Annotated in this window: 24 protein-coding genes; 9 read left to right on the top strand and 15 right to left on the bottom strand. The window is 67.0% G+C overall.

Annotated features, from left to right (window positions below; all coding sequences use genetic code 11):
- The first annotated feature begins 14 nt into the window (after positions 1 to 14).
- A complete protein-coding gene (locus AmiPiv_RS11310; RefSeq protein WP_340037538.1) occupies positions 15 to 197 on the top strand; it encodes a YegP family protein in 183 nt (60 codons plus the stop codon).
- A gap of 83 nt (positions 198 to 280) precedes the next feature.
- On the opposite strand, the gene AmiPiv_RS11315 is transcribed toward AmiPiv_RS11310, so the two are convergent.
- The 6 genes from AmiPiv_RS11315 to AmiPiv_RS11340 all read right to left on the bottom strand — a co-directional run bounded on the left by AmiPiv_RS11315 (position 281) and on the right by AmiPiv_RS11340 (position 4,819).
- Positions 281 to 493 carry a hypothetical protein gene (locus tag AmiPiv_RS11315; RefSeq protein ID WP_340037539.1) on the bottom strand — a complete coding sequence of 71 codons (213 nt, stop codon included), beginning with the start codon at positions 491 to 493 and terminating at the stop codon, positions 281 to 283.
- 125 nt (positions 494 to 618) lie between these two features.
- The gene (locus tag AmiPiv_RS11320; protein ID WP_340037540.1) at positions 619 to 1,083 is read right to left on the bottom strand and encodes an aminoacyl-tRNA deacylase; all 465 of its coding nucleotides are present in this window, start codon (positions 1,081 to 1,083) and stop codon (positions 619 to 621) included.
- Positions 1,084 to 1,337: 254 nt separating this feature from the next.
- Positions 1,338 to 2,255 (bottom strand): alpha/beta fold hydrolase, encoded by a 918-nt coding sequence (locus AmiPiv_RS11325; RefSeq protein ID WP_445206942.1) that lies wholly within the window; start codon positions 2,253 to 2,255, stop codon positions 1,338 to 1,340.
- Positions 2,256 to 3,452: 1,197 nt separating this feature from the next.
- Positions 3,453 to 3,938, bottom strand: a complete 486-nt coding sequence (locus tag AmiPiv_RS11330) for an SRPBCC family protein (RefSeq protein ID WP_340037542.1) — start codon at positions 3,936 to 3,938, stop codon at positions 3,453 to 3,455.
- 89 nt (positions 3,939 to 4,027) lie between these two features.
- Positions 4,028 to 4,276 (bottom strand): ParB N-terminal domain-containing protein, encoded by a 249-nt coding sequence (locus AmiPiv_RS11335; RefSeq protein WP_340037544.1) that lies wholly within the window; start codon positions 4,274 to 4,276, stop codon positions 4,028 to 4,030.
- Between the two features lie 69 nt (positions 4,277 to 4,345).
- On the bottom strand, positions 4,346 to 4,819 hold the full coding sequence (locus AmiPiv_RS11340) for a hypothetical protein (protein WP_340037546.1): 474 nt from the start codon (positions 4,817 to 4,819) through the stop codon (positions 4,346 to 4,348).
- Positions 4,820 to 5,046: 227 nt separating this feature from the next.
- On the opposite strand from AmiPiv_RS11340, the gene AmiPiv_RS11345 reads away from it, so the two are divergent.
- The gene (locus tag AmiPiv_RS11345; RefSeq protein ID WP_340037548.1) at positions 5,047 to 5,217 is read left to right on the top strand and encodes a hypothetical protein; all 171 of its coding nucleotides are present in this window, start codon (positions 5,047 to 5,049) and stop codon (positions 5,215 to 5,217) included.
- Between the two features lie 67 nt (positions 5,218 to 5,284).
- Positions 5,285 to 6,331 carry a DUF1176 domain-containing protein gene (locus AmiPiv_RS11350; RefSeq protein WP_340037550.1) on the top strand — a complete coding sequence of 349 codons (1,047 nt, stop codon included), beginning with the start codon at positions 5,285 to 5,287 and terminating at the stop codon, positions 6,329 to 6,331.
- Between the two features lie 51 nt (positions 6,332 to 6,382).
- On the opposite strand, the gene AmiPiv_RS11355 is transcribed toward AmiPiv_RS11350, so the two are convergent.
- From AmiPiv_RS11355 to AmiPiv_RS11385, 7 genes are all read right to left on the bottom strand, one after another.
- Positions 6,383 to 7,237: an alpha/beta hydrolase family protein gene (locus AmiPiv_RS11355; protein ID WP_445206949.1), complete on the bottom strand. Its 855-nt coding sequence runs from the start codon at positions 7,235 to 7,237 to the stop codon at positions 6,383 to 6,385.
- Between the two features lie 266 nt (positions 7,238 to 7,503).
- Positions 7,504 to 9,114 (bottom strand): molybdopterin-binding/glycosyltransferase family 2 protein, encoded by a 1,611-nt coding sequence (locus tag AmiPiv_RS11360; RefSeq protein WP_340037552.1) that lies wholly within the window; start codon positions 9,112 to 9,114, stop codon positions 7,504 to 7,506.
- The gene (locus AmiPiv_RS11365; protein ID WP_340037553.1) at positions 9,111 to 9,821 is read right to left on the bottom strand and encodes an XdhC family protein; all 711 of its coding nucleotides are present in this window, start codon (positions 9,819 to 9,821) and stop codon (positions 9,111 to 9,113) included. The genes AmiPiv_RS11360 and AmiPiv_RS11365 overlap by 4 nt, the downstream gene beginning before the upstream one ends.
- A gap of 4 nt (positions 9,822 to 9,825) precedes the next feature.
- Positions 9,826 to 10,161: an XdhC family protein gene (locus tag AmiPiv_RS11370; protein WP_340037554.1), complete on the bottom strand. Its 336-nt coding sequence runs from the start codon at positions 10,159 to 10,161 to the stop codon at positions 9,826 to 9,828.
- Positions 10,162 to 10,181: 20 nt separating this feature from the next.
- Positions 10,182 to 11,420 (bottom strand): vWA domain-containing protein, encoded by a 1,239-nt coding sequence (locus tag AmiPiv_RS11375; protein ID WP_340037555.1) that lies wholly within the window; start codon positions 11,418 to 11,420, stop codon positions 10,182 to 10,184.
- Positions 11,421 to 11,588: 168 nt separating this feature from the next.
- Complete coding sequence (locus tag AmiPiv_RS11380) at positions 11,589 to 12,518, bottom strand: AAA family ATPase (RefSeq protein WP_340037556.1); 930 nt, start codon at positions 12,516 to 12,518, stop codon at positions 11,589 to 11,591.
- A 19-nt stretch (positions 12,519 to 12,537) separates the two neighbouring features.
- Positions 12,538 to 13,032, bottom strand: a complete 495-nt coding sequence (locus AmiPiv_RS11385) for a flavin reductase (protein ID WP_340037557.1) — start codon at positions 13,030 to 13,032, stop codon at positions 12,538 to 12,540.
- Positions 13,033 to 13,187: 155 nt separating this feature from the next.
- On the opposite strand from AmiPiv_RS11385, the gene AmiPiv_RS11390 reads away from it, so the two are divergent.
- The 5 genes from AmiPiv_RS11390 (at position 13,188) to purB (ending at position 17,940) form a co-directional block, all read left to right on the top strand.
- Positions 13,188 to 14,249, top strand: coding sequence for a branched-chain amino acid ABC transporter substrate-binding protein (locus AmiPiv_RS11390; protein ID WP_340037559.1), 1,062 nt, complete (start codon positions 13,188 to 13,190; stop codon positions 14,247 to 14,249).
- Positions 14,246 to 15,253 carry a P1 family peptidase gene (locus AmiPiv_RS11395; protein WP_340037561.1) on the top strand — a complete coding sequence of 336 codons (1,008 nt, stop codon included), beginning with the start codon at positions 14,246 to 14,248 and terminating at the stop codon, positions 15,251 to 15,253. The genes AmiPiv_RS11390 and AmiPiv_RS11395 overlap by 4 nt, the downstream gene beginning before the upstream one ends.
- 72 nt (positions 15,254 to 15,325) lie before the next feature.
- Complete coding sequence (locus tag AmiPiv_RS11400; protein WP_340037562.1) at positions 15,326 to 16,036, top strand: DUF2259 domain-containing protein; 711 nt, start codon at positions 15,326 to 15,328, stop codon at positions 16,034 to 16,036.
- Entirely contained in the window at positions 16,033 to 16,578 is a 546-nt protein-coding gene (locus AmiPiv_RS11405; RefSeq protein ID WP_340037563.1) for a hypothetical protein, read from the top strand. The genes AmiPiv_RS11400 and AmiPiv_RS11405 overlap by 4 nt, the downstream gene beginning before the upstream one ends.
- A gap of 60 nt (positions 16,579 to 16,638) precedes the next feature.
- Positions 16,639 to 17,940 carry an adenylosuccinate lyase gene (purB, locus tag AmiPiv_RS11410; protein ID WP_340037565.1) on the top strand — a complete coding sequence of 434 codons (1,302 nt, stop codon included), beginning with the start codon at positions 16,639 to 16,641 and terminating at the stop codon, positions 17,938 to 17,940.
- 107 nt (positions 17,941 to 18,047) lie between these two features.
- Here the strand turns inward: purB and AmiPiv_RS11415 are convergent, their stop codons facing one another.
- Both AmiPiv_RS11415 and AmiPiv_RS11420 read right to left on the bottom strand, forming a co-directional pair.
- On the bottom strand, positions 18,048 to 18,338 hold the full coding sequence (locus AmiPiv_RS11415; RefSeq protein WP_340037567.1) for a putative quinol monooxygenase: 291 nt from the start codon (positions 18,336 to 18,338) through the stop codon (positions 18,048 to 18,050).
- 105 nt (positions 18,339 to 18,443) lie between these two features.
- Positions 18,444 to 19,259, bottom strand: coding sequence for a VOC family protein (locus AmiPiv_RS11420; protein WP_340037568.1), 816 nt, complete (start codon positions 19,257 to 19,259; stop codon positions 18,444 to 18,446).
- A gap of 246 nt (positions 19,260 to 19,505) precedes the next feature.
- On the opposite strand from AmiPiv_RS11420, the gene AmiPiv_RS11425 reads away from it, so the two are divergent.
- Complete coding sequence (locus AmiPiv_RS11425) at positions 19,506 to 20,060, top strand: RBBP9/YdeN family alpha/beta hydrolase (RefSeq protein WP_340037570.1); 555 nt, start codon at positions 19,506 to 19,508, stop codon at positions 20,058 to 20,060.
- Positions 20,061 to 20,070: the final 10 nt, after the last annotated feature.

Genomic DNA, 20,070 nt, shown 5'->3' on the forward strand with positions numbered 1-20,070 from the left:
CAGGAGCGTGCGAGATGGCAAGCTGCACCGACCGGACTGGCGATACGTGGGAAATCTACAATTCAACCGACGGATGGCGCTGGCGGCGAACCGCCTCCAATGGGCGCATCGTCGGCTCGGCGACCCAAGGCTATTCGAACAGAAGCGACTGCGTCGCCAACGCCCAGCGCAACGGCATGACCTGCAATCCGGGCTGAACGACATCGCAAGGTCATCGCCGGCCGCGGCGGTTGCCCCGGCACGGCGACGGCGCGTTCCCTGTTTGGCGATTGTAGTGCCCTCACCGGCACGCGGCGAGGCAGGCGTTCTGCCGGGCGGCGGCCCGCATCGATGGGGCAAAGCTCCTTGCGCCGGCGCCGAGGCGGGTTTTCTCCGTTGCCTGCCGCGCCAGCAGGCGGATGTCGTCGGCACTGTATCTGTCGCGTTCCATCAAGCTCAGGATGATGGGTTCGCGCAGCAGTTCCTCAAGCGTCGGTTCCGGGTGACCGGCCATAGTCGCCTCCGTTCGTGACCATTCGACCTCACGCATCCTAGGCGCCAACCATGACCGGCGAATGGCGGTTGCGTGACACCAAGCGGGCAATTCGTTGGCCACCCGTAGGCCAAGCACGGCCCCAGCTACCAGCTGATGCGCGCCTGCGGCATGCCGTACATCAGTCTGCCGAACTCATCGCCGGTGACGTGCACCAGCGTGCGGTGGTCGCCGCCCTCGAAATAGATGTCGCCGCCGCGGCGCAGCTGCTCGTCGATGACGCAGGCCACCCGGTAGGGCACGCCGAGGATCGGCACCGCGCCCTCCTCGCAGTCGGGGAACAGCGAACTGGCCTCGTCCTCGGTGGCCAGCCTGATCTTGTCGCCGACGATCTCGCGCATTCGCGCCAGATCGACGTGGCGGGTGGCCGGCAGCACGGCGAGCACGTAGCCGTCGTCCCATTTCAGCACCACACCCTTGGCGATCGCATTGCCGGGCACGTGGCAAGCCTCCGCCGTCATCATCGAACAGCCGGTCCGCGCATGCTTGGTGGCGTCGTAATGGATGTGGTTGTCCTCGAGATACTCTTGCACTGTCAATGAGATAGCCATGACCACTTTCCTTCCGCGGCAACATCGCCTCACTGCGGCCGGAAATGGCGAAAGCGTGCGGCACGCGCCGCGCGGCAAGGGTTCGGCCGCCTCATCGCCAGCCATGTCTCGGGGTCGGCTGGCCGCATCCTACGATGCCCGCATGGGGCATTCTCAGCGTGGCGGAACGATACATCCCCTCACCCCCGCGGGGCAAGGGTCTTGGCCGCGCGGGCCCGGTCCGGACCCGCGCGGCCAGGAGCAGGATCGCCGGCCTACTGCGCTTCCTTCACCTGCTCGTCCCAGGTCTTCACCTTGGTCTCGCCATTGAGGAAGGGCAGCGCCATCGCCGCCAGTTCGGGGGCGAAGAAGACGTCGTAGTGGGTACGGTTGGGGATGATCGCCAGCCGGTTCTGCGACATGTTCTCGCGCATCCAGCCGGCGTCCTTCAGCCCGCCGCCGAGCAGCTGGTAGAACTTCACGATGTGCTCGGGGCGATACATGTCGCTGTCGCCATAGACGAGCATCACCGGCATCTTCAGCGTCTTGACGTCCTCGGACCAGTCGAAGGGCTTGCGCATCAACTCGCCCATCAGGTCGAGCAGCTTCGGAAAGTCCTCGACCTTCGGCGCGACGGCCGCATAGGACTGGTACATCGGGGTCGGCTTCATCATCTCGGCCATGGCGGCGCCCACCTGCGCCTGCATCGGCAGCATTTCCGGATAGAAGCCGTCCTGGGCGAAGCCGGCCGAGACCAGCACCAGGCGGCGCACCATGTCGGGATGCTGCACCGCAAGCCGCATGGCGACGCCGCTGCCGAGGGAGTAGCCCATGGCGTCGACCTTTTCGTAGCCCAGCTGCTCAAGCAGCCCGGCCATGTCGTCGCCCATGTCGATCAGGCTCATCTTGCGGTCGGTCAGGGCGGTGCGGCCGTGGCCGTAGAGGTCGACCGCGATCACCTGCCTGTTCTTCGACAGGGCCGGCAGCACCGGCCCGAACATGTCGATCGAGCCCAGCCCGCCGTGCAGCAGCAGCAGTGGTTCGCCCTCACCGCGGATCTCGTAGTAATAGTTGACGCCATTGACCTTGGCATAGCCGCTCTTGACCCCGTCGGCGGCCGCCTGGGCCAGCGCCGCGCCGCCGACGATGATCGTCATTGCGGCCGCGACCAGCATGGTGATGAAACTGCGCATCTGTCGTCCTTCCTCGTTTTGCGGACCGCTCCGGCCCTTCGCCCCCTAGGACGAACGGACCGTAGCAGACCCGACATGGTAGAGAAAATTTTTGCGCGTGAGTGGAGTTGCCGCAGTGCCCAGGCAGGTGCGGAAATTGGTCGGACGCCAGCGTAGGGTCATCCTAGAGGGCGGAGCAGGCGCGTTAGCGCCGTTGCGCAGCCCCTGGGATCCATGCCGTGACCTGGTCCTCGTGTGTGCAGACCTTTTCCACGGGGCGGAGATTTTTTCGTGCGGGCCGGCCCTTCGTCTGGACCTGCCTGAGGGTCGACCATTTCAACGTCTCATTCCTTCCCACACCCCTCTGTCCTGCCGCCCATCTCCCCCTCAAGGGGGGAGATTAGTCACGTCCACGGCGGCCCCCATCCTGCGAGGCCGCAAGGAGCAAGCAGCTACGTTGGCGATTGGCTGCGGCGCCGATGAAGGCCCAATCTCCCCCCTTGAGGGGGAGATGTCCGGCAGGACAGAGGGGGGTGGGACGGAATGAGACGTAGAAGGCTTGCCTCCCGCTCGTACCCCGCCCTTTGTCAGGAACTCTGTCAGCAGACCGCGTGGAGAAATCTTGCCGTTTTTCCACCCCCTCCAAAACCTCCCGTATTCTTGTGCCACTGCCCTTGTCGGGACCTGGTGCGCACCGGGTGTCAGGAAGGGCGGCGGTGACCTCCCGCCACGGCTGCGGTAGCCGTGGCTCCGAGGGCCCGACGACAGGCCGGCGTCGTCCGGCGCGCGCCGCAAATGGCGGGTGCCGAACGGTGCGGAGAAGCCGCGGGTTCAGGCCACGGAATGTACGTGGGACGGACCTGTGACCGGCCGACCGAGGGACAGACACCGGGCGGGGCGCGCGGTTCGCGCCATGTATCAAACTATCGGAAGGCTCGGCCGCGCGCCCCGCTTCCCGAACTTTTTCCCTAGCAATGGCCAGACCGAAAACGGGGCGTGGCAATGGAGAAGTGCGAAATGTTGGCAAGCTGCATTCCTTCGCACCCCCCTCTGGGCTGCCGGCATTCGTCGTTCGAAAGGCCAAGCAAGTGGCTTTTCGTCGCCTTCGGCGACCACTCCTCACCCCCCACAAGGGGGGAGATCAGGCCGTCATCGACGGCCAACGACAAAAAGGCCAGGCCGATGCCGACCTGGCCCTTTGCAATCAAAAAGTCGGACTCAGAGCGTCTGGGCGAGCGCCTCGAGCTGCTCGGTGCACAGGCCCCAGCCCTCGTGGAAGCCCATCTTGTCGTGCGCGTCGCGGTCGGCGACCGACCAGTGCCTGACGGTGGCGGTGTATTTCGTCTTGCCGCCGCCGGCGTCCTCGAAGGTCAGGATGCCCACCATGAAGGGCTTTTCGGAAGGCTCCCACGCCTTGGTGAAGGCGTCGGTGAACACCAGCTTCTGGTTCGGCACGACCTCGAGGTAGATGCCGGAACTCGGATAGTCGACGCCCTCGGGGCTGCGCATCACGACCGCGCTCGTGCCGCCGGTACGGACGTCGAGCCTGGCGCTCGGCGTCGTCCAGGGCAGCGGCGCGAACCACTTGGGCAGCAGCGCCGCGTCGGTCCAGCAGCGGAACACCTTCTCGCGCGGCGCGTCGATGATGCGGCAGAGAACGAGTTCGCGGTCGCTGGCGGGGGTGGCTTCAACAACGGTGGTCATGAGAAAATCTCCAAATGAGGTCAAATTCCACGACAAGGACGTACGGCGTCCAGCGTTTCCGACACGCACGGAGTAAAATCTTTGCGAGGTCAATGCCGGCGGGCGTGCACCAGGTAGGCGTCGATGGCCGTTTCGCCCAGCCACTTCGCGGCTTCGAGCCGGTGCAGCCCCTCGATCAGGACATAGCGGCCGCCGTCGACCCGCACCTGGATCGGCATCTTCATGCCGTTCTCGAGGATGTCCTCGGCGAGATGGCGCACGGTCTCGGGATGCAGCGTCTTGCGGCGCGCGGCGGGCACGTAGATGGCATCGAGTGGGATACGCTGAATTCTGAGCATGGAGGCTCCCGCACAGGCACGAGCTATAGATTTTCGCAGATGGGCCGCGCTGTCGAGAGGCTTCGGCGGTCAGGGCTTCTTCTTCGCCGCGCGTCGCCTGGCATCGTCGATCAGCATGTTGGCGAGTTGCATGCGCACCATGGCGCGCTGGCGCAGATGCGGGGCCACCCGGTCGGGATGGTTGGCGAGCGCGAAGCTGCGGCGCATTTTGGCAAGCTCGGCGGGCTTGGCCTCGGCGAGTCCGAGTTCGGCGGCGATCGCATCCGGATCGATCGACGGCGGTTCGGGTTCGTCGGCGGCCGCGGTTTCGGTCTTCATCATGTCGAGCAGCGACACGAACTCGTCTTCGAGCGCAGCCCCCGCCTCGCGGTATTCGGCGACGACCGTCTGCCCGTCGACGCGGATGCGGCCCGAATGGAGCTCTTCGGCGACGGCGAGATAGTCGAAGGGGATGGTAGGCGCGGGCGCAACCTCAGTCCGCTCCGACGCGACGATCAGGTCGTCGAGCAGCGAAGCGAAGTCGCGACTGGTTTCGGTGCCCATGCAAGCCCCTCCCGCACGAAACGCATGATACGGCAAAACTGGCCGGAACATAGTCCAAGCCGGTTAATAATCGCTTCGAGGCAATTGCCGCATCTTATTGGATTCCGGACAGGTTCGGCGGCGGCCCCGGGACGGGGCCTGCATGGCAGATATGCTTATGCTGCACTGCACAATAGACAGGGAATCACCTATATGCAGGTCAGGGAGGACCAACAGGAGCCTGAGAGATGGGTTTCTACACCGAATTGTTCGCCCGTCCGCGCCCCCGCGAAGAGGCGCGCTATCGCGCAGCGCTGGCGCTGCTCAACGCCATGAGCAATGCCGACCGTTTCGACATCGGCATCAAGCCGGCGGACTTCCCGCGCATCGCCCGCGAAATGTCGGCACGCCAGGCGTGAGTGGCCTTTCGCGTCACTGCGCTGCCGCAATCCATGATGCATGATTGCAGCAGGCAGGAGATTCGCGATGAGGACCTTTTCTTCGACCAGCGCAGCCGCCATCCTGGCCCTGACCGGGCTCTGGTCCCTGCAATCGCTTGCAGCCGAATTGCCCTACCTCGACGACCGCTCCGATCCCGCGGCCGTGGTGCGCTCGCTCTACAACGCCGTCAGCCGCAAGGAATATGCCCGAGCCTGGGACTATTTCGGCGACACCAAGCCCGCCAAGGATTTTGCGAGCTTCGCCAAGGGATACGAGACGACCAGCCGGGTCGACGTCGAGACCGGTCCGGTGAGCGAGGAAGGGGCCGCCGGCAGCATCTTCTACAACATCCCGGTCGCGATCCGCGCCGTGAACGCCGACGGGTCGGAGAATGTGTTTGCCGGCTGCTACACCGCCCGGCAGGTGAGCGCCTCGATCCAGGAGCCGCCGTTCAGGCCGATCCAGCTCGACAAGGGCAGTCTCAAGCCGGCGGACGGCGAGCTTGCCGACGCCCTGCCCAAGCAGTGCGGCGAGGCGCCACCGCCCGAGACCGACGCCGTGCTCGAGCTTGCCAGGAAGCTGTTCGCGACCAGCCGCAAGGGTCAATGCGACGCCGGCGACGGCAGCCGCGAAGACGCGGTCGCGAACTACACCATCTCCTACCGCAACAAGACAGACGCCGATGACGCCGCGCCCAGCACGGCCCGGCTGTTCCGCTTCTTCTGCTCGATGGGCGCCTACAACGAGACCCACGTCTACTATCTGTGGAACGAGGTCGAGGGCCTGCGCGAGCTGCATTTCGCAGTGCCCGAACTCGACATCAGCTATGAGAACGACAACACCGAAGGCAAGGTCGAGAGCGTCGACATCGTCGGCTATCGCTCCGAAAGCGAGCTGGTCAACTCGTTCTACGACGACAAGAAGCTGTCGATCGCCTCGCACTCGAAGTGGCGCGGCGTCGGCGACGCCTCGTCGGACGGGCTGTGGATCTTCCGCGACGGCGCCTTCACGCTCGTCAAGTACGACGTCGACGCCTCCTATGACGGCGAGATCAACCCGGAGAATGTGCTCGACTACGACACCGGACCGTGACCGCGACCCGGCTGCTTCCGGACGGAAAACGGCTCCGCGCCTTTCCCGGAATTACTCCAGGATCCAGTTGAGCGTCTCGCGCCAGTCGGTCATGCGGATCGGCGTGCCATGCGTGCCGGTCTCGAAACGCACGAAGCGCGTCGGGTAGCTTTTGTTCTTAGCGAGGATGGAGCGGAAGAAGGCCTCCTGCTTCTCGACCGGGAACACCGGGTCCTCGCTGCCCTGGCCGAAGAACACCGGCACCTTGGCGGCGAAGGCGGGCGACTTGAGGAAGCCGTCGTCCCACAGCGAGCCGAGCAGCATCAGCCCGCTGAGTTGCCTGGCAACGTCGGCGTCGCGCGCCAGCCCCCAGCACAGCGCCCCGCCCATCGAGCCGCAGGCGACCACGATCTTCGCGCCGGGCGATCGCGCGGCGTAGTGGTCGATCAGCGCCGCCACCTCGGCCACGCCCTTGTCGCCGAAGTCGGAGAAATCCGGCGACAGATAGAGCCCGCCATTGGCGGCCATCAGGTTCTTGATGCGGTTGAAATTGCCGCCGAAGGTGAAGTCGTCGACCCCCTGCTTGCGGCTGCCGCCCTGGCCGTGGAGGTAGAGCACGATGACCGCAGCACCCTCGGTCTTGCCGACGGCGAAATGCCGGATGTCGCCGGCATCGGTCTTGAGCACCAGGTCCTGCTGCGCCCGGCGGACGCCGGTGGAGACGTATTTGCCCTGCACGCGGCGTTCCGGCACCTGGTCGCGCTCGTCGATGTCGCGCGCCTCGCGATAGTCGACGACGCGGTAGGTTTCGCCCTCCGAGGACAACAGCGACGGATAGGCGAAGAGCTCGTCCTTGTAGGGGGCCAGCGTCTGGGCGTGGGCGGGGAAGGCGAAGGTGGCGAGCAGGACCGGTGCCACCGCACGCAAAAGGCAGGCAGAAAGCCCGTGGAACCTTGCGCTCCTGCGCACCCCCCTCTGTCCTGCCGGACATCTCCCCCACAAGGGGGGAGATTGGCTGTCGTCGGCGCCTTCGCCCTTCTGCAACGTCGGGTAAGCGACGCCGGCAAAGCTGCTGGCCCTTGAGGGGGAGATGGCCGGCCCTTCGACAAGCTCAGGGCCAGAGGGGGGCGCGAAGGAATGCGGGGCTGAATCGAGAGACATGACCTAGGGTTGGCTAACCGAGAGGGCGTTTGTCAATCCTGCAGCACCCCGCCGGCCGTTCGCAGCGCCTCGGGCGTGTCGACGTCGACGGCCGCACCGATGCCGATCTCGACGTCGACGACATCGACGCCCTCGCTCTCGATCAGGTGGCGGGCGCCGGTGTCGCCTTCGAGATGGGCGACGGCTGCGAACAGCGCCCTGGGCAGGATCACCGGGTTGCCGCGCTTGCCGCCATGGGTGGCGCGGACGACGGCGCGAGCCCCGGCGCGCTCGAAGGCGTCGATCAGGCGGTCGAGATCGGCCGGCAGCAGCTCGGGCATGTCGCCGAGCACGATCAGCGCGCCGGCAGCCTCCTCGGACAGTGCCGCGACGCCCGCCTTCAGCGAACCGGCGAGGCCGCTGGCGAAGTCGGCATTGTGGGCGACGGGCAGGTCGAGCCCGGTCAGCGCCTCGCGGATGCGGCTGGCCTGGTGGCCGGTGACGACCACCACCGCCTCGGCCTTCGAGGCGAGGACGCGTTCGGCGGTGCGGCGCACCAGCGGCTTGCCCTGGAAAAGCGCCAACAGCTTGTTGGGGCCGCCCATGCGGCTGGAGCGCCCGGCGGCGAGCAAGACGGCATGGACCTTGGGCGGAACGGGCACGGCTGGCGCCTCGCGCGGCTGCGGCCGCGAGGGGATTTCCATGAGCAGGCCCCCTACCCCCATGCCGCCGATGTCGGCCGCGGTGATCTCGAGGCCGGCGATCAGGCGGTCGAGCACCCAGTCGAAGCCGTTCTCCTTGGGGCTGCGGGCGCAGCCGGGGGCACCGAGCACGGCGGTCTGGCCGATATGGCCGAGCACCAAAAGGTTGCCGGGGTCGACCGGCATGCCGGAACGGGTGACGCTGCCGCCGGCGGCGCGGATCGCCGCGGGGATGACGTCGTCGAAATCGGCGAGCGCCGAGGCGCCGAAGATGACGAGCAGGTCGTGATCGCGGGCAAGCGCCTTCGCGGCCTCCGCCACGGCGCCCGCCTCGTGCGGCGTGCGCCGTTCCGCGGTCATGCGGCTGCCGGAACGCGCGAGCCGCTGCTCGGTGACGCGCGCGGTCTTGTCGAGCACGCTCGCCTTCACGCTCGGCAGCACGGTCTGGATGACGCCGACGCGCCTGGCAACGAACGGATTGACGGCGAAGATCTCGCGGCCGGCGCACAGGTCGACGACCTTGCGCACCAGTTCGCCGGCCACCGCGAAGGGAATGATCTTGACGGTCGCGACCATCTGGCCCGCCTCGACGGTGGCGTGGCGGGCAAGCGTGGCGACCGTGATCGACGGGTCGACCGCGTTGATGGCGTCGACCAGGGCGGCATCGACGGTGAAGACGCCCGCCGCGCCGGCATGGAGATTAACGCGGCCGGTGGCGGCCGGCTTCACCTCGACATGGCGATGGCGCATGGCGGCGGCGATCGCCGCGGCAGCCGCGTCCTCGCCAAGGTCGCCCGGCTCCAAGACGGCGACGACGACCTCGCCCAGCCCTGCCGCCTGCAAGGCTGCCACGTCCTCGGCACCGAGCACATGGCCCTTGCGGTAGCGACGGTCGCCGGCAGCGGTCGCGTGGGCCAGCACCGCGCCCTGGGCTTCGGCAACCGGAATGGGTCCGAACTTCACGCCGCCTCGCCTTTCGTGTCGCCGGCGAGCCCGCGCGAGCGGAAGGCGGCGATGACCTGCGCCAAGACCGCGACGGCGATCTCGGCCGGGTTGGCGGCACCGATGGCGAGCCCGATCGGCGCGTTGATGCACTCGATCTGCTCCGGCGTCGCGCCCATGGCGAGCAGCCGCTCGATGCGCCTGGCGTGGGTCTTCCGGCTGCCCAGCGCGCCGACATAGAAACATCCGGCGTCAAGTGCTGCCTTGAGCGGATAGTCGTCGATCTTGGGATCGTGGGTAACGGCCGCAAGTGCTGCGTAGCGGTCGAGCGGATGATCCCTGAGCACGTCCTCGGGCCATTCGGCGCTGAGCTCGACGTCGGGAAAACGCTCGCCGCTGGCAAACGCCGTGCGCGGATCGATGATCTCGAGCGGGAAGCCGGCGATCCTGGCCATCGGTGCCAGCGCCTGGCTGATGTGCACCGCGCCGATCACCACCAGCCGCGGCTGCGGCAGATGCACGTTGAGGAAGAAGCTGCGGCCCTCGGCCTCGACCATGCCAGAGGCGCCGGTGCGGAACGCCTTGCCGATGGCGGCACCGAGATCGCCGGCAACCGCATCGCCTTCCCTGACCACGCGGTCGCGGCCGTCGCCGAGGTCGGTGACGACGATGGCCGCGCGCCGCGCCCGGCGCTCGGCATTCAGGGTCTTGAGAACATACGGATCCATTCGATCACCCCAGCCGCTCGACATAGACCCGGATGCGGCCGCCGCAGGAGAGCCCGACCCGCCAGGCCGTCTCATCGGCGACGCCGAAATCGAGCATCCTGGGCTTGCCGCTGGCAATGACGTCCAGCGCCTCGGAAATGACCGCGCCTTCGACGCAGCCGCCGGAGACGGAGCCGTGGAAGGTGCCCTCGGCATCGATGACCAAGTGGCTGCCGACGGGGCGCGGCGCGGAGCCCCAGGTCTCGACGACGGTGGCGACCGCCACGTCCTTTCCGTCCTTCATCCAGCCCTCCGCGATGATCAGCGGATCGCGGGCTTCGTCCAGGAACTTGCTTGGCATCGCTTCCTCCCTTCCGATGCTCAGGCCGCGCGGCTCAGGCCGGCGAGCCATCGCCTCGGATCGCTGCTGCGCGAGGCGGGCGCGCCGAGCGAGGCGCAGAGATCGCCGAGCGCATTGAGATTGTGGACGGCGCGGAACTCGTCGACATGCGGCAGCATGGCGCGCACGCCGCGGGCACGCGCCTCGAAACCGTCGAAGCGCAGCAGCGGATTGAGCCAGATCAGCCGCCGGCAGGATTTTTTCAGCCGCTCCATCTCCTCGGACAGGCCGGCGACGTCGTCGCGCTCCAGCCCGTCGGTGATGAGCAGGACGACCGCGCCCTGACCCAGCACCCGCCGCGACCATAGCCGGTTGAATTCGCCGAGCGCGTCGCCGATGCGCGTGCCGCCCGACCAGTCCTTGACCATGGCCGCGCAGCCGGCCAGGGCCTCGTCGGGGTCGCGGTGGCGCATCTGGCGCGTGAGATTGGTAAGCCGCGTGCCGAAGACGAAGGTATGCACGCGCCGCCGCTTCTCGGTCAGCGCATGCAGGAAATGCAGGAAGATGCGCGTGTACTGGCTCATCGAGCCCGAAATATCGGCAAGCACGACGAGCGGCGGATGCACCTCACGGGCCGAACGGAACTTCGGCAGGATCAACTGGCCGCCGATGCGGGCCGCCGCACGCAACATCGCGCGCGGATCGGCCTTGGCGCCATGCGGGTCGGGCTTGAAGCGGCGCGTGCGTACCATGTCGAAAGGCAGCCTGAGCGCCGCGATCTCCCGCCGTGCCCGCGAAAGCTCGGCGGCGCTCATCTGGGCAAAGTCCTTGGCGCGCAGCACCTCGTTGCCGGAGACCGTGAAGCGGGCGTCGACCTCGATTTCGGGAATCTCGCGCGGTGGCTGGGCCTTCTCGTGGCCCTCGAACATTGCCTGGCTGACCCGGCTTTCGGCAGCGCGCGGCTTCTGCTTCTCGCGGTGATCGAGCGCCACGGGCGAAAACATCGCCAGCATCTTCTCGATCAGCTCGCGCGACTTCCAGAACAGGCGGAAGGCCTCGTCGAATGTGGCGTGGTCCTCGTGGCGCGTGACGAGCACGGCGTGCAGCGTCCAGTAGAAATCGTCGCGTGACCCGATGCCGGCCGCGAGCACCGCCTCGATGGCGTCCTTGACCGAGGCGGGACCGACCCGCATGCCCGCCTTGCGCAGCGCCCGGGCGAAATAGACGATGTTGTCGGCGATGCGACCTTCGGGCTGGATGACGCTCGTTGAGGGTGTCACCGTTGTCACCCCTAGCCCCTCCCCAGAAGGGGTAGGGGAATTTCTGCTGCGTTCGCGCCAGCCTTTCGCGATGCACTCCGATGGGTTGTCAACGGCCGCACTCCAAGTCCTCCTCCCCCTTGTGGGGAGGGGTCAGGGATGGGGGTAAACAACACAGCTTCCAACGCCCTACTCCGCCGCCGCCAGCTCCGCCTTCACCTCTTCGAGGATGCGGCGGCCCTCGCCCTGCTCGATGCGGGCGATGTCGTCCTGGTACTTGAGCAGCACGCCGATGGTGTCGGACACGGTCTCGGGGTCGAGCGCTATCTTGTCCAGCTCGGTCAGGGCGCCGGCCCAGTCAATGGTCTCGGCCACGCCCGGCACCTTGAACAACTCGATCTCGCGCAGCCTCTGGATGAAGCGGACGACCTCGGCCGAAAGCCGGCGGTTGGCTTCGGGCACCTTGCGGCGGACGATCTCGAGTTCGCGCTCGGCATTGGGATAGTCGACCCAATGGTAGAGGCAGCGGCGCTTCAGCGCGTCGTGGATCTCGCGCGTGCGGTTGGTGGTGATGATGACGATCGGCGGTTCCTCGGCCTTGATGGTGCCGAGTTCGGGCACCGTCACCTGGTAGTCGGAGAGGATTTCGAGCAGGAACGCCTCGAAGGCCTCGTCGGTGCGGTCGAGTTCGTCGATGAGAAAGACGGGGGCCGCCCCCTCCTTGCCGGTCAGCGCATCGAGCACCGGGCGGCGGATCAGGTACTTCTCGGAGAAGACGTTCTTCTCCATGTCCTTGCGGTCGACCTTGCCGGTAGCCTCCTCCATGCGGATCTCGATCATCTGCGCCGCATAGTTCCACTCGTAGACCGCGGAGGAGACGTCGAGACCCTCGTAGCACTGCAGGCGGATCAGCCTGCGGCCGAGCGCGCTGGCCAGAACCTTGGCGATCTCGGTCTTGCCGACCCCGGCCTCGCCCTCGAGGAACAGCGGGCGGCGCATGCGCAGGCTGAGGAAGAGCACGGTCGCAAGCGCGCGGTCGGCGACATAGTCGGCGCCGGCGAGCATGTCGAGCGTCTCGTCGATCGAATTGGGCAGGGGACGAGGCGCAAGATCGGTCATGGTGCTTCCGAGGATCGGCCTAGAGCACGTGGTAGCTGCGGCCGTGGTAGATCAGGGGACGGAGGTTATCGCCGATGCGCAGGCCTGTCACCTTGCCGAACATGATGCGGTGGGTGGCCATTTCCTTGGCGTCGACGAGTTCGCAATCGAACACCGCCACCGCGTCGACGAGCACCGGGGCGCCGGATGCCAGCACCTCCCACTCGGCCATGGCGAACCGGTCTTCCGGCGCCAGGCCGGTGACGCCGGAAAAGGCGACCGCCAGCGGTTCGTGCCTGGCGGCCAGGGTGTTGAGGGCAAAGTTGCCGTTCTTGACGAAGGCGTCGTTCTTCGGGTTCTCGCGATTGACGCAGACGAGCACGGTGGGCGGATTGTCGGTAACGGAGCAGGCGGCAATCACGGTCGCGCCGCGCCTGCCGGCCGCTCCATCGGTGGTCACCAGATGCACCGCACCGGCAAAGTGGCTCATCGCGTCGCGGTAGGCCTGCGGCCCGACTTCAAACTTCTTCAGCACCAAACTTTTCCTGCGGTGGAACCTGATCGCTATATATGGCCGCATAATTGAGCCCACAAGCAAATGGGCCACAAGTGCATTGCGCTTGTCCGGGCCAGGCAGTAGGTCAAGCAGGCTGCGTAAATATACGCACGCAGAGGATATTGTTGGATCGAATGCGACCCGCTGCGGGCTTCATCACGGCATGTGCGGCCTCGTTGCTAGCGTTGGCCGCCCAGGCTGAACCGGCAAGGATCGGGGTGGCCGCGCCACTGTCCGGCGCGTCGGCCATATTGGGCGGTCAGGTCCGAACGGGCGCGGTGATCGCTGCCGAGTCGCTCGGCGTGGCGCTCGACGTCGCCGACGATCGCTGCACCGCCGAGGGCGGCGCCGAGGCGGCCAAACGTTTCGTCGAAGCCAAGGTCGCGGTCGCCGCCGGGTTTCTGTGCTCGGAAGCCCTCGAAGCCGCCCTGCCCGCGCTGAAGCAGGCGGGGATCCCGGTCATCACCGTCGGCGTGCGCACCGACAGCCTGACCGACCGGCGCGAAAAGACCGGCTGGCCGGTCTACCGGCTCGGCCCGCGCGGCGATGGCGAGCGCGAGGCAGCGGCAGCGATCCTGACGAAGATGTGGCGCAGCGAACTGTTCGCCGTCGTCGACGACGGGACGATCTATGGCCGCGAACTCGCCGAGAGCTTCCGCGTGGCGGCCGAGCAGTCCGGCCTCAAGCCGGTGTTCGTCGACACCTTCAGGCCGCAGTTCGACAACCAGGTGGCGCTGGTGGGGCGCCTGCGCAAGGCGGGCGCGACGCATGTGTTCGTGGGCGGCGACGGCGAGGACATCGCGGTCATGGCGCGCGACGCGGCCGTGCTCGGCACCGACATGGTGTTTGCCGGCGGCGAGACGCTGCGCCTGGCGGACCGCGCGGTTCCGCCCGCCGAAGGCACGCTGATGATCGCTCCGGCGGAATGGACGAGCATGGCCGCGCCCGCGGTCGTCTCGGCGTTCGAGGCCCGCAAGGCGACGACCGACGGCTATGCGCTGCCAGCCTATGCGGCGGTCGAGATCGCCAACGCAGCCGCCGCCAGCGGCAAACCGCCCGCCGAGGCGCTGGACGGCGGCGATTTCGCCACTGCGCTGGGAACGGTCCGTTTCGACGCCAAGGGCGACCTGGCCACAAATCCCTACCGGCTGTTCCGCTTCGACGGAACGAACTACGTGCCCCTGGAAACGCAATGACGCTGAAAGCCGGACCGCTCAACCTGATCACCGACGTCGCTGGCCTCCGCGTCGGCAATGCCGCCGACGAGAAGGTGAAGTCGGGTGTGACGGTGGTGGTTTGCGACACGCCCGCGACGGCCGCCGTGCAGGTGCTGGGCGGGGCGCCGGGCACGCGCGAGACCGACCTTCTCGAACCGCACAACACGGTCGAGACGATCAACGCCCTCGCGCTGTCGGGCGGCTCGGCCTTCGGCCTCGACGCCGCGTCGGGCGTGCAGGCGGCGCTGCGCGAAAAGGGCATCGGCTTTGCCATGCGCGACCAGGTGATCCCGATCGTGCCGGCGGCGATCCTGTTCGACATGCTGAATGGCGGCGACAAGGACTGGGGCCGCTATCCGCCCTATCGCGAGCTCGGCTACGAGGCGACGCAGGCCGCCACGCGGGAATTCGCGCTCGGCACGGCGGGCGCCGGCACGGGAGCGCTGACCGCAGGGCTCAAGGGCGGGCTCGGCTCGGCCTCGACCGTCCTGCCCAACGGCGTGACCGTCGGCGCGCTGGTCGCGGTCAACGCCACGGGATCGGTGGCAATCGGGCGGGGCCGGCATTTCTGGGCGGCTCCCTTCGAACTCGGCGGCGAGTTCGGCGGCCTCGGCTATCCCTCGCCGATGCCGGCGGATGCGGCCCGGGTCTTCAAGAAATACGAGGAGGACAACGGCGCCGTGGCCAACACCACCATCGCCGTGATCGCCACAGATGCGGTGCTGAGCAAGGCCGGGGCGAAGCGGCTCGCGATCGCCGCCCATGATGGCTTCACCCGCGCCATCTGGCCGGTGCACACGCCCTTCGACGGGGACCTCGTCTTCGGACTGGCGACCGGAGCGAGCGGGATTTCGGTGGGGCAAGCGGATATCGTCGATTTCTATGCCGCAGCGGCCTCGACCATGGCGCGGGCGATCGCACGCGGGGTGCATGCGGCAACCGCCGCTCCCGGCGATGTGATGCCGCCATGGTCGACGCGGTGATGCAATATCCTTTTTGATCTGTAGTTTAGCGCATTCGCCTGAACGACTGATTCAAATCCAAGGAGAGGTGGCGTGGGTAGCTGGAAGCTCTTTTGCCTCGCGGGCGCGCTGTCGCTGGGCGTCTCGCAGGTCGCCCTGGCGGGCGACGCGTCCGAGCTCAACGTGCTCGGCTTCAGCGCCGACGGAAACATCTTCGCCTTCGAGGAGTTCGGCATCCAGGACGGCTCCGGCTTCCCTTATGCCAACCGCTTCTACATCGACACCGCCACCGACAAGTTCATGCCCGGCACGCCGGTCAGGGTGCGCCTCGACGACGAGGCCGCGGGCCTCGGAGCGGCGCGCGCCGAAGCCGGCAAGCAGGGCGCCAAGATCGTCGCGGACGAGGTGCTGGCCGAGAATCGCGGCTATCTCGCCGGCTTCAACGCGATCACCGAAACCAGCGCCGATCCCTACCGGATGACGGTCAATCCGCGGCCGGTGTTCCCGCCGATCGACGAGCAACTCGAGTTCCGGCTGGAAGAGGTCTCGCTCGGCGAGATCGAACGCTGCCCGTTTGGCCCGATCAAGGGCTTCAAGCTGTCGCGCGTCGACGCCAAGGCGGGCGACAAGGTGCTGCAGGAAGACAATTCGGTGCCGCAGAGCCGCGGCTGCCCGACCGGCTACAGGATCGGCGGGGTGCAGACCTTCGACGGCGGCGCGGTGTATGCCGTGCTCGTGTCGGTCATCGGACAGGGCTTCGAGGGACCTGACCATCGCTGGCTGGCCGTGACCGGCAGGCGATGAGAACCCAGCGCGCCTTGGCCCGGACGGAAGCCCCGGCTGCTGCCGGCGACGGCTTCTGGCCACGGTTGCGCGAGGCCATGCCGGCGCGGCGGACGGCCCTGGCGGGCTCGCTCCTGTGGGGTGCGGCGATGGGCGCGAGCGCGCTCGCGTCGCTGCTCTTCGTCCATTGGGAAACCCTGGCGCTGGTGCGTTCGGTCGTCGTGCTGTTCGCCGTGGGTGGGGCGCTGGCCTTTCCCCTCGCCTGCACGATCGCCCGGATGGTTTCGCGCGGCCGCAACCGGCAGACCGCGTTTGCCGCAGCCTTGGTGTCCTTCACAACGGTCACGATCGGGTTGACCGCGCTGATCTACGCGCTGCAGTACCGGCGCTACTATGCCGAATGGCACGCCGACCCCTTCACCGTGACCTGGACGCTGCAGTTCGTCTTCACCGGCCTCGTCGCGCTGTACCAGTTCGCCGTTCTCGGCATCCGGCTCTATATTCCGTTCGGCATGGCAGCGCTTTTCGCAGCCGCGCTCTGGTTTGCCCGACGTTCGCGTTGAGCATTGGGCCCACCTCTGTTAGGGGAGCCGCAACGAAACCGCAGCAGGACGAGCCCCGCAATGATCCCTCGCTATTCGCGGCCCGAGATGGTCGCCATCTGGTCTCCCGAAACGCGCTTCCGCATCTGGTTCGAGATCGAGGCCCATGCCTGCGACGCTCTCGCCGAAATCGGCGTGATCCCCAAGGAAGCGGCGAAGACGATCTGGGAAAAGGGCGGCGCTGCCAAGTTCGACGTCGAGCGCATCGACGAGATCGAGCGCGTGACCAAGCATGACGTCATCGCCTTCCTGACCCACCTCGCCGAGTTCGTCGGCCCGGATTCGCGCTTCATCCACCAGGGCATGACCTCGTCGGACGTGCTCGACACCTGCCTTTCGGTGCAGCTGGTGCGGGCGACCGACATCCTGCTCGCCGATCTCGATGCGCTGCTTGCCGCGCTGAAGCGCCGTGCCTTCGAGCACAAGGACACCGTCACCATCGGTCGCAGCCACGGCATCCATGCCGAGCCGACCACCTTCGGCGTCAAGCTGGCGCTGGCCTATGCCGAGTTCTCGCGCTGCCGCGAACGGCTGGTGCATGCCCGCGAGGACATCGCCACCTGCGCGATCTCGGGCGCCGTCGGCACCTTCGCCAACATCGACCCGCGCGTCGAGGAACATGTCGCCGCCAAGCTCGGCCTGAAGCCGGAGCCGGTGTCGACCCAGGTCATCCCGCGCGACCGCCACGCCATGTTCTTTGCCACGCTCGGCGTCATCGCCTCGTCGATCGAGCGGCTCGCGACTGAAATCCGCCACCTGCAGCGCACCGAGGTGCTGGAAGCGGAAGAGTATTTCTCGCCGGGCCAGAAGGGCTCGTCGGCGATGCCGCACAAGCGCAACCCCGTGCTGACCGAAAACCTGACCGGTCTCGCCCGCATGGTCCGCTCCTATGCGGCACCGGCGATGGAGAACGTTGCGCTGTGGCACGAGCGCGACATCTCGCACTCGTCGGTCGAGCGCATGATCGGCCCGGACGCAACCGTCACGCTCGACTTCGCGCTGGCGCGCCTCACCGGCGTCATCGACAAGCTGGTGGTCTATCCCGACAACATGCTGAAGAACATGAACAAGTTCCGCGGACTTGTTCACTCGCAGCGCGTGCTGCTGGCGCTGACCCAGGCCGGCGTGTCGCGCGAGGACGCCTACCGGCTGGTGCAGCGCAACGCCATGAAGGTGTGGGAGGAAGGCAAGGACTTCCTCGAGGAGCTGCTCGCCGACAAGGAAGTGACGGCAGCGCTGCCGGAAGCGGAGATCCGGGAAAAATTCGACCTCGGCTACCACACCAAGCATGTCGACACGATCTTCAAGCGCGTGTTCGGATAAACCGAAAGCGTCCTGGCCACTCGGTCCACAAGACTCGAAAAGCCCTCACGGCAGATCGCCGCGAGGGCTTTTTTCCATTCTCGGGGCTGAAACGCTGCCGCACTTCGTCAAGCCGCAAACGCATCCATCAGGATGAACGTCGGATCCTGCCGCTGGTGCTCGTTGATCAGCGGCACGAGGCGCCTGAAATGCTCGGACCGGCAATGCGCATCGAGGGCCGCGCGGTCGGGCCATTCCTCGACGAAGACGAAATGTCCCGGGTCCTTCTGGTCCACGAAGAGATCGTAGGAGATGCAGAGCGGTTCGAGCTTGGTCTTCTCGACGAGTTCGGCATAGAGCGGCAGTACAACCTCGATGAACTCGGGCTTGATGAAATCCTGGGCGATGACCTTCAACATGGACGGCCTCAATTCTGCATATGCCGGTGGAACAGAATCCGCCCGGATGGCGGGTTCCGTTCCACCGCGCATAGCACGTGACCCAGCCAGGCTATGTCAGGATGCTCAGCCCGGCTGGCCCGGGATGGTGCGGATGACCGTGCCCCAGGGGTCCTCGCGGCTGTCGGTCTTGTCGGCCGTGGCCGAGCGCATCTCGACCCAGGCGAGACCGGTACGCGACGGATCGCGGCGGCCGGCGCGCGGGCTCTGCCAGGAATTGGCGCCGATGTGGTGGTGGTAGCCGCCCGACGACAAGAACACGGCGGCGGCGCCATACCTGGCCACGGTGTCGAAGCCGAACTCCTTGTTCCACCATTCGGCCGCCACCGCGGGATCGCCGACGCGCAGATGCACGTGGCCGACGATGCTGTCTTCGGGCGCGCCCTGCCAGCCGGCGTCGCCAGCCGGGACCTCCGCGACGATCGAGCCGATGTCGAGCTGCTCGGTGGCCATCTCGACCTGCGAGCCGTTCCACTTCCAGCTCGTGTGCGGCCGGTCGGCGTAGATCTCGATGCCGTTGCCTTCGGGGTCGGTCAGATAGAGCGCTTCGCTGACCCTGTGGTCCGAGGCGCCGTCTACCGGAATGCGCCTGTCGATGGCATGCCTGATCCAGCGGCCGAGATCGGCACGGGTGGGCAGGAGGAAGGCGGTGTGGAACAGGCCGGCCGAGCGCGGATCGTCGGGAGTTGCGGCCTTGTCGGACTCGATGTCGAGCAGCGCGCGGCTGCCGGCGCCGAGCGTGATCGTCTCGCCGTCGCGCCTGAGCTCCTGCAAGCCGACCACGTCGCGATAGAAGGCCGCCAGCGCGCCGGCATCGCGGGACTTGAGCCCGACACGGGAAACGCTGATCGGCGTGGTTGCGGCGAAGGGAATGTTGCTCATCTCAGGCTCCGTATGGCCGGGCCGCGGACGCTCCCATTGCCAGGAACGCTGCGCCAGCGACCAGTTTGCGTCGTGTCAAATCCAAAATCCAGCCTCCAGCCAATCCGGCCGCAGAGTCCGGCGGCGCATATGTCAGCCGAGCCAGTCGTTCACACAAGGCAGCAAAGATCGAACACGTCGTTCAACATTTCGCGCAACTACAGCGGGACAGTTGCGGCGCAGCCGCGTCGTCGCTACATGCGCGGCATGAAAGTCAAAGACGCCGACATCATCATCGTTCCCGGATACACCAATTCCGGGCCCGCCCATTGGCAAAGCCGCTGGGAGGAAAAGCTTTCGACCGCGCGCCGCGTCGAGCAGGCCGAATGGTCGAAGCCGGTGCGCGAGGACTGGACCGCCCGCGTGGTCGAGGAGGTCAACAAGGCCGAACGCCCGGTCGTGCTCGTCGCCCATTCGCTCGGCATTCCGACCGCGATCCACGCCATCCCGCAGTTCACCAAGCGGGTGGCCGGAGCCTTCTTCGTGGCGCCGCCCGACGTCTCCAATCCGGCCATCAAGCCCAAGCACCTGATGACCTTCGGGCCCTACCCGCGCGACCCGCTGCCGTTTCCCTCGGTGGTGGTCGCGAGCCGCAACGATCCCTATTGCAGCCTCGACGTGGCCGAGGACATCGCGGCGGCCTGGGGCTCGCTGTTCATCGACGCCGGCGATTCCGGCCACCTCAACGCCGATTCCGGCCACGGGCCGTGGCCGGAGGGCTCGATGGTGTTCGCCCAGTTCCTGTCGCGACTGGAAGGCTGATCGCCCCGGG

The organism is Aminobacter sp. Piv2-1, assembly GCF_037625995.1.
GTDB lineage: Bacteria > Pseudomonadota > Alphaproteobacteria > Rhizobiales > Rhizobiaceae > Aminobacter.

Bases quoted from the DNA above. Each gene is read 5' to 3' on its own strand.
- AmiPiv_RS11310 (WP_340037538.1), top strand. From the start codon at position 15: ATGGCAAGCTGCACCGACCGGACTGGCGATACGTGGGAAATCTACAAT.
- AmiPiv_RS11315 (WP_340037539.1), bottom strand. From the start codon at position 493: ATGGCCGGTCACCCGGAACCGACGCTTGAGGAACTGCTGCGCGAACCC.
- AmiPiv_RS11320 (WP_340037540.1), bottom strand. From the start codon at position 1,083: ATGGCTATCTCATTGACAGTGCAAGAGTATCTCGAGGACAACCACATC.
- AmiPiv_RS11325 (WP_445206942.1), bottom strand. From the start codon at position 2,255: ATGCGCAGTTTCATCACCATGCTGGTCGCGGCCGCAATGACGATCATC.
- AmiPiv_RS11330 (WP_340037542.1), bottom strand. From the start codon at position 3,938: ATGACCACCGTTGTTGAAGCCACCCCCGCCAGCGACCGCGAACTCGTT.
- AmiPiv_RS11335 (WP_340037544.1), bottom strand. From the start codon at position 4,276: ATGCTCAGAATTCAGCGTATCCCACTCGATGCCATCTACGTGCCCGCC.
- AmiPiv_RS11340 (WP_340037546.1), bottom strand. From the start codon at position 4,819: ATGGGCACCGAAACCAGTCGCGACTTCGCTTCGCTGCTCGACGACCTG.
- AmiPiv_RS11345 (WP_340037548.1), top strand. From the start codon at position 5,047: ATGGGTTTCTACACCGAATTGTTCGCCCGTCCGCGCCCCCGCGAAGAG.
- AmiPiv_RS11350 (WP_340037550.1), top strand. From the start codon at position 5,285: ATGAGGACCTTTTCTTCGACCAGCGCAGCCGCCATCCTGGCCCTGACC.
- AmiPiv_RS11365 (WP_340037553.1), bottom strand. From the start codon at position 9,821: ATGGATCCGTATGTTCTCAAGACCCTGAATGCCGAGCGCCGGGCGCGG.
- AmiPiv_RS11370 (WP_340037554.1), bottom strand. From the start codon at position 10,161: ATGCCAAGCAAGTTCCTGGACGAAGCCCGCGATCCGCTGATCATCGCG.
- AmiPiv_RS11380 (WP_340037556.1), bottom strand. From the start codon at position 12,518: ATGACCGATCTTGCGCCTCGTCCCCTGCCCAATTCGATCGACGAGACG.
- AmiPiv_RS11390 (WP_340037559.1), top strand. From the start codon at position 13,188: ATGCGACCCGCTGCGGGCTTCATCACGGCATGTGCGGCCTCGTTGCTA.
- AmiPiv_RS11395 (WP_340037561.1), top strand. From the start codon at position 14,246: ATGACGCTGAAAGCCGGACCGCTCAACCTGATCACCGACGTCGCTGGC.
- AmiPiv_RS11405 (WP_340037563.1), top strand. From the start codon at position 16,033: ATGAGAACCCAGCGCGCCTTGGCCCGGACGGAAGCCCCGGCTGCTGCC.
- purB (WP_340037565.1), top strand. From the start codon at position 16,639: ATGATCCCTCGCTATTCGCGGCCCGAGATGGTCGCCATCTGGTCTCCC.
- AmiPiv_RS11415 (WP_340037567.1), bottom strand. From the start codon at position 18,338: ATGTTGAAGGTCATCGCCCAGGATTTCATCAAGCCCGAGTTCATCGAG.
- AmiPiv_RS11420 (WP_340037568.1), bottom strand. From the start codon at position 19,259: ATGAGCAACATTCCCTTCGCCGCAACCACGCCGATCAGCGTTTCCCGT.
- AmiPiv_RS11425 (WP_340037570.1), top strand. From the start codon at position 19,506: ATGAAAGTCAAAGACGCCGACATCATCATCGTTCCCGGATACACCAAT.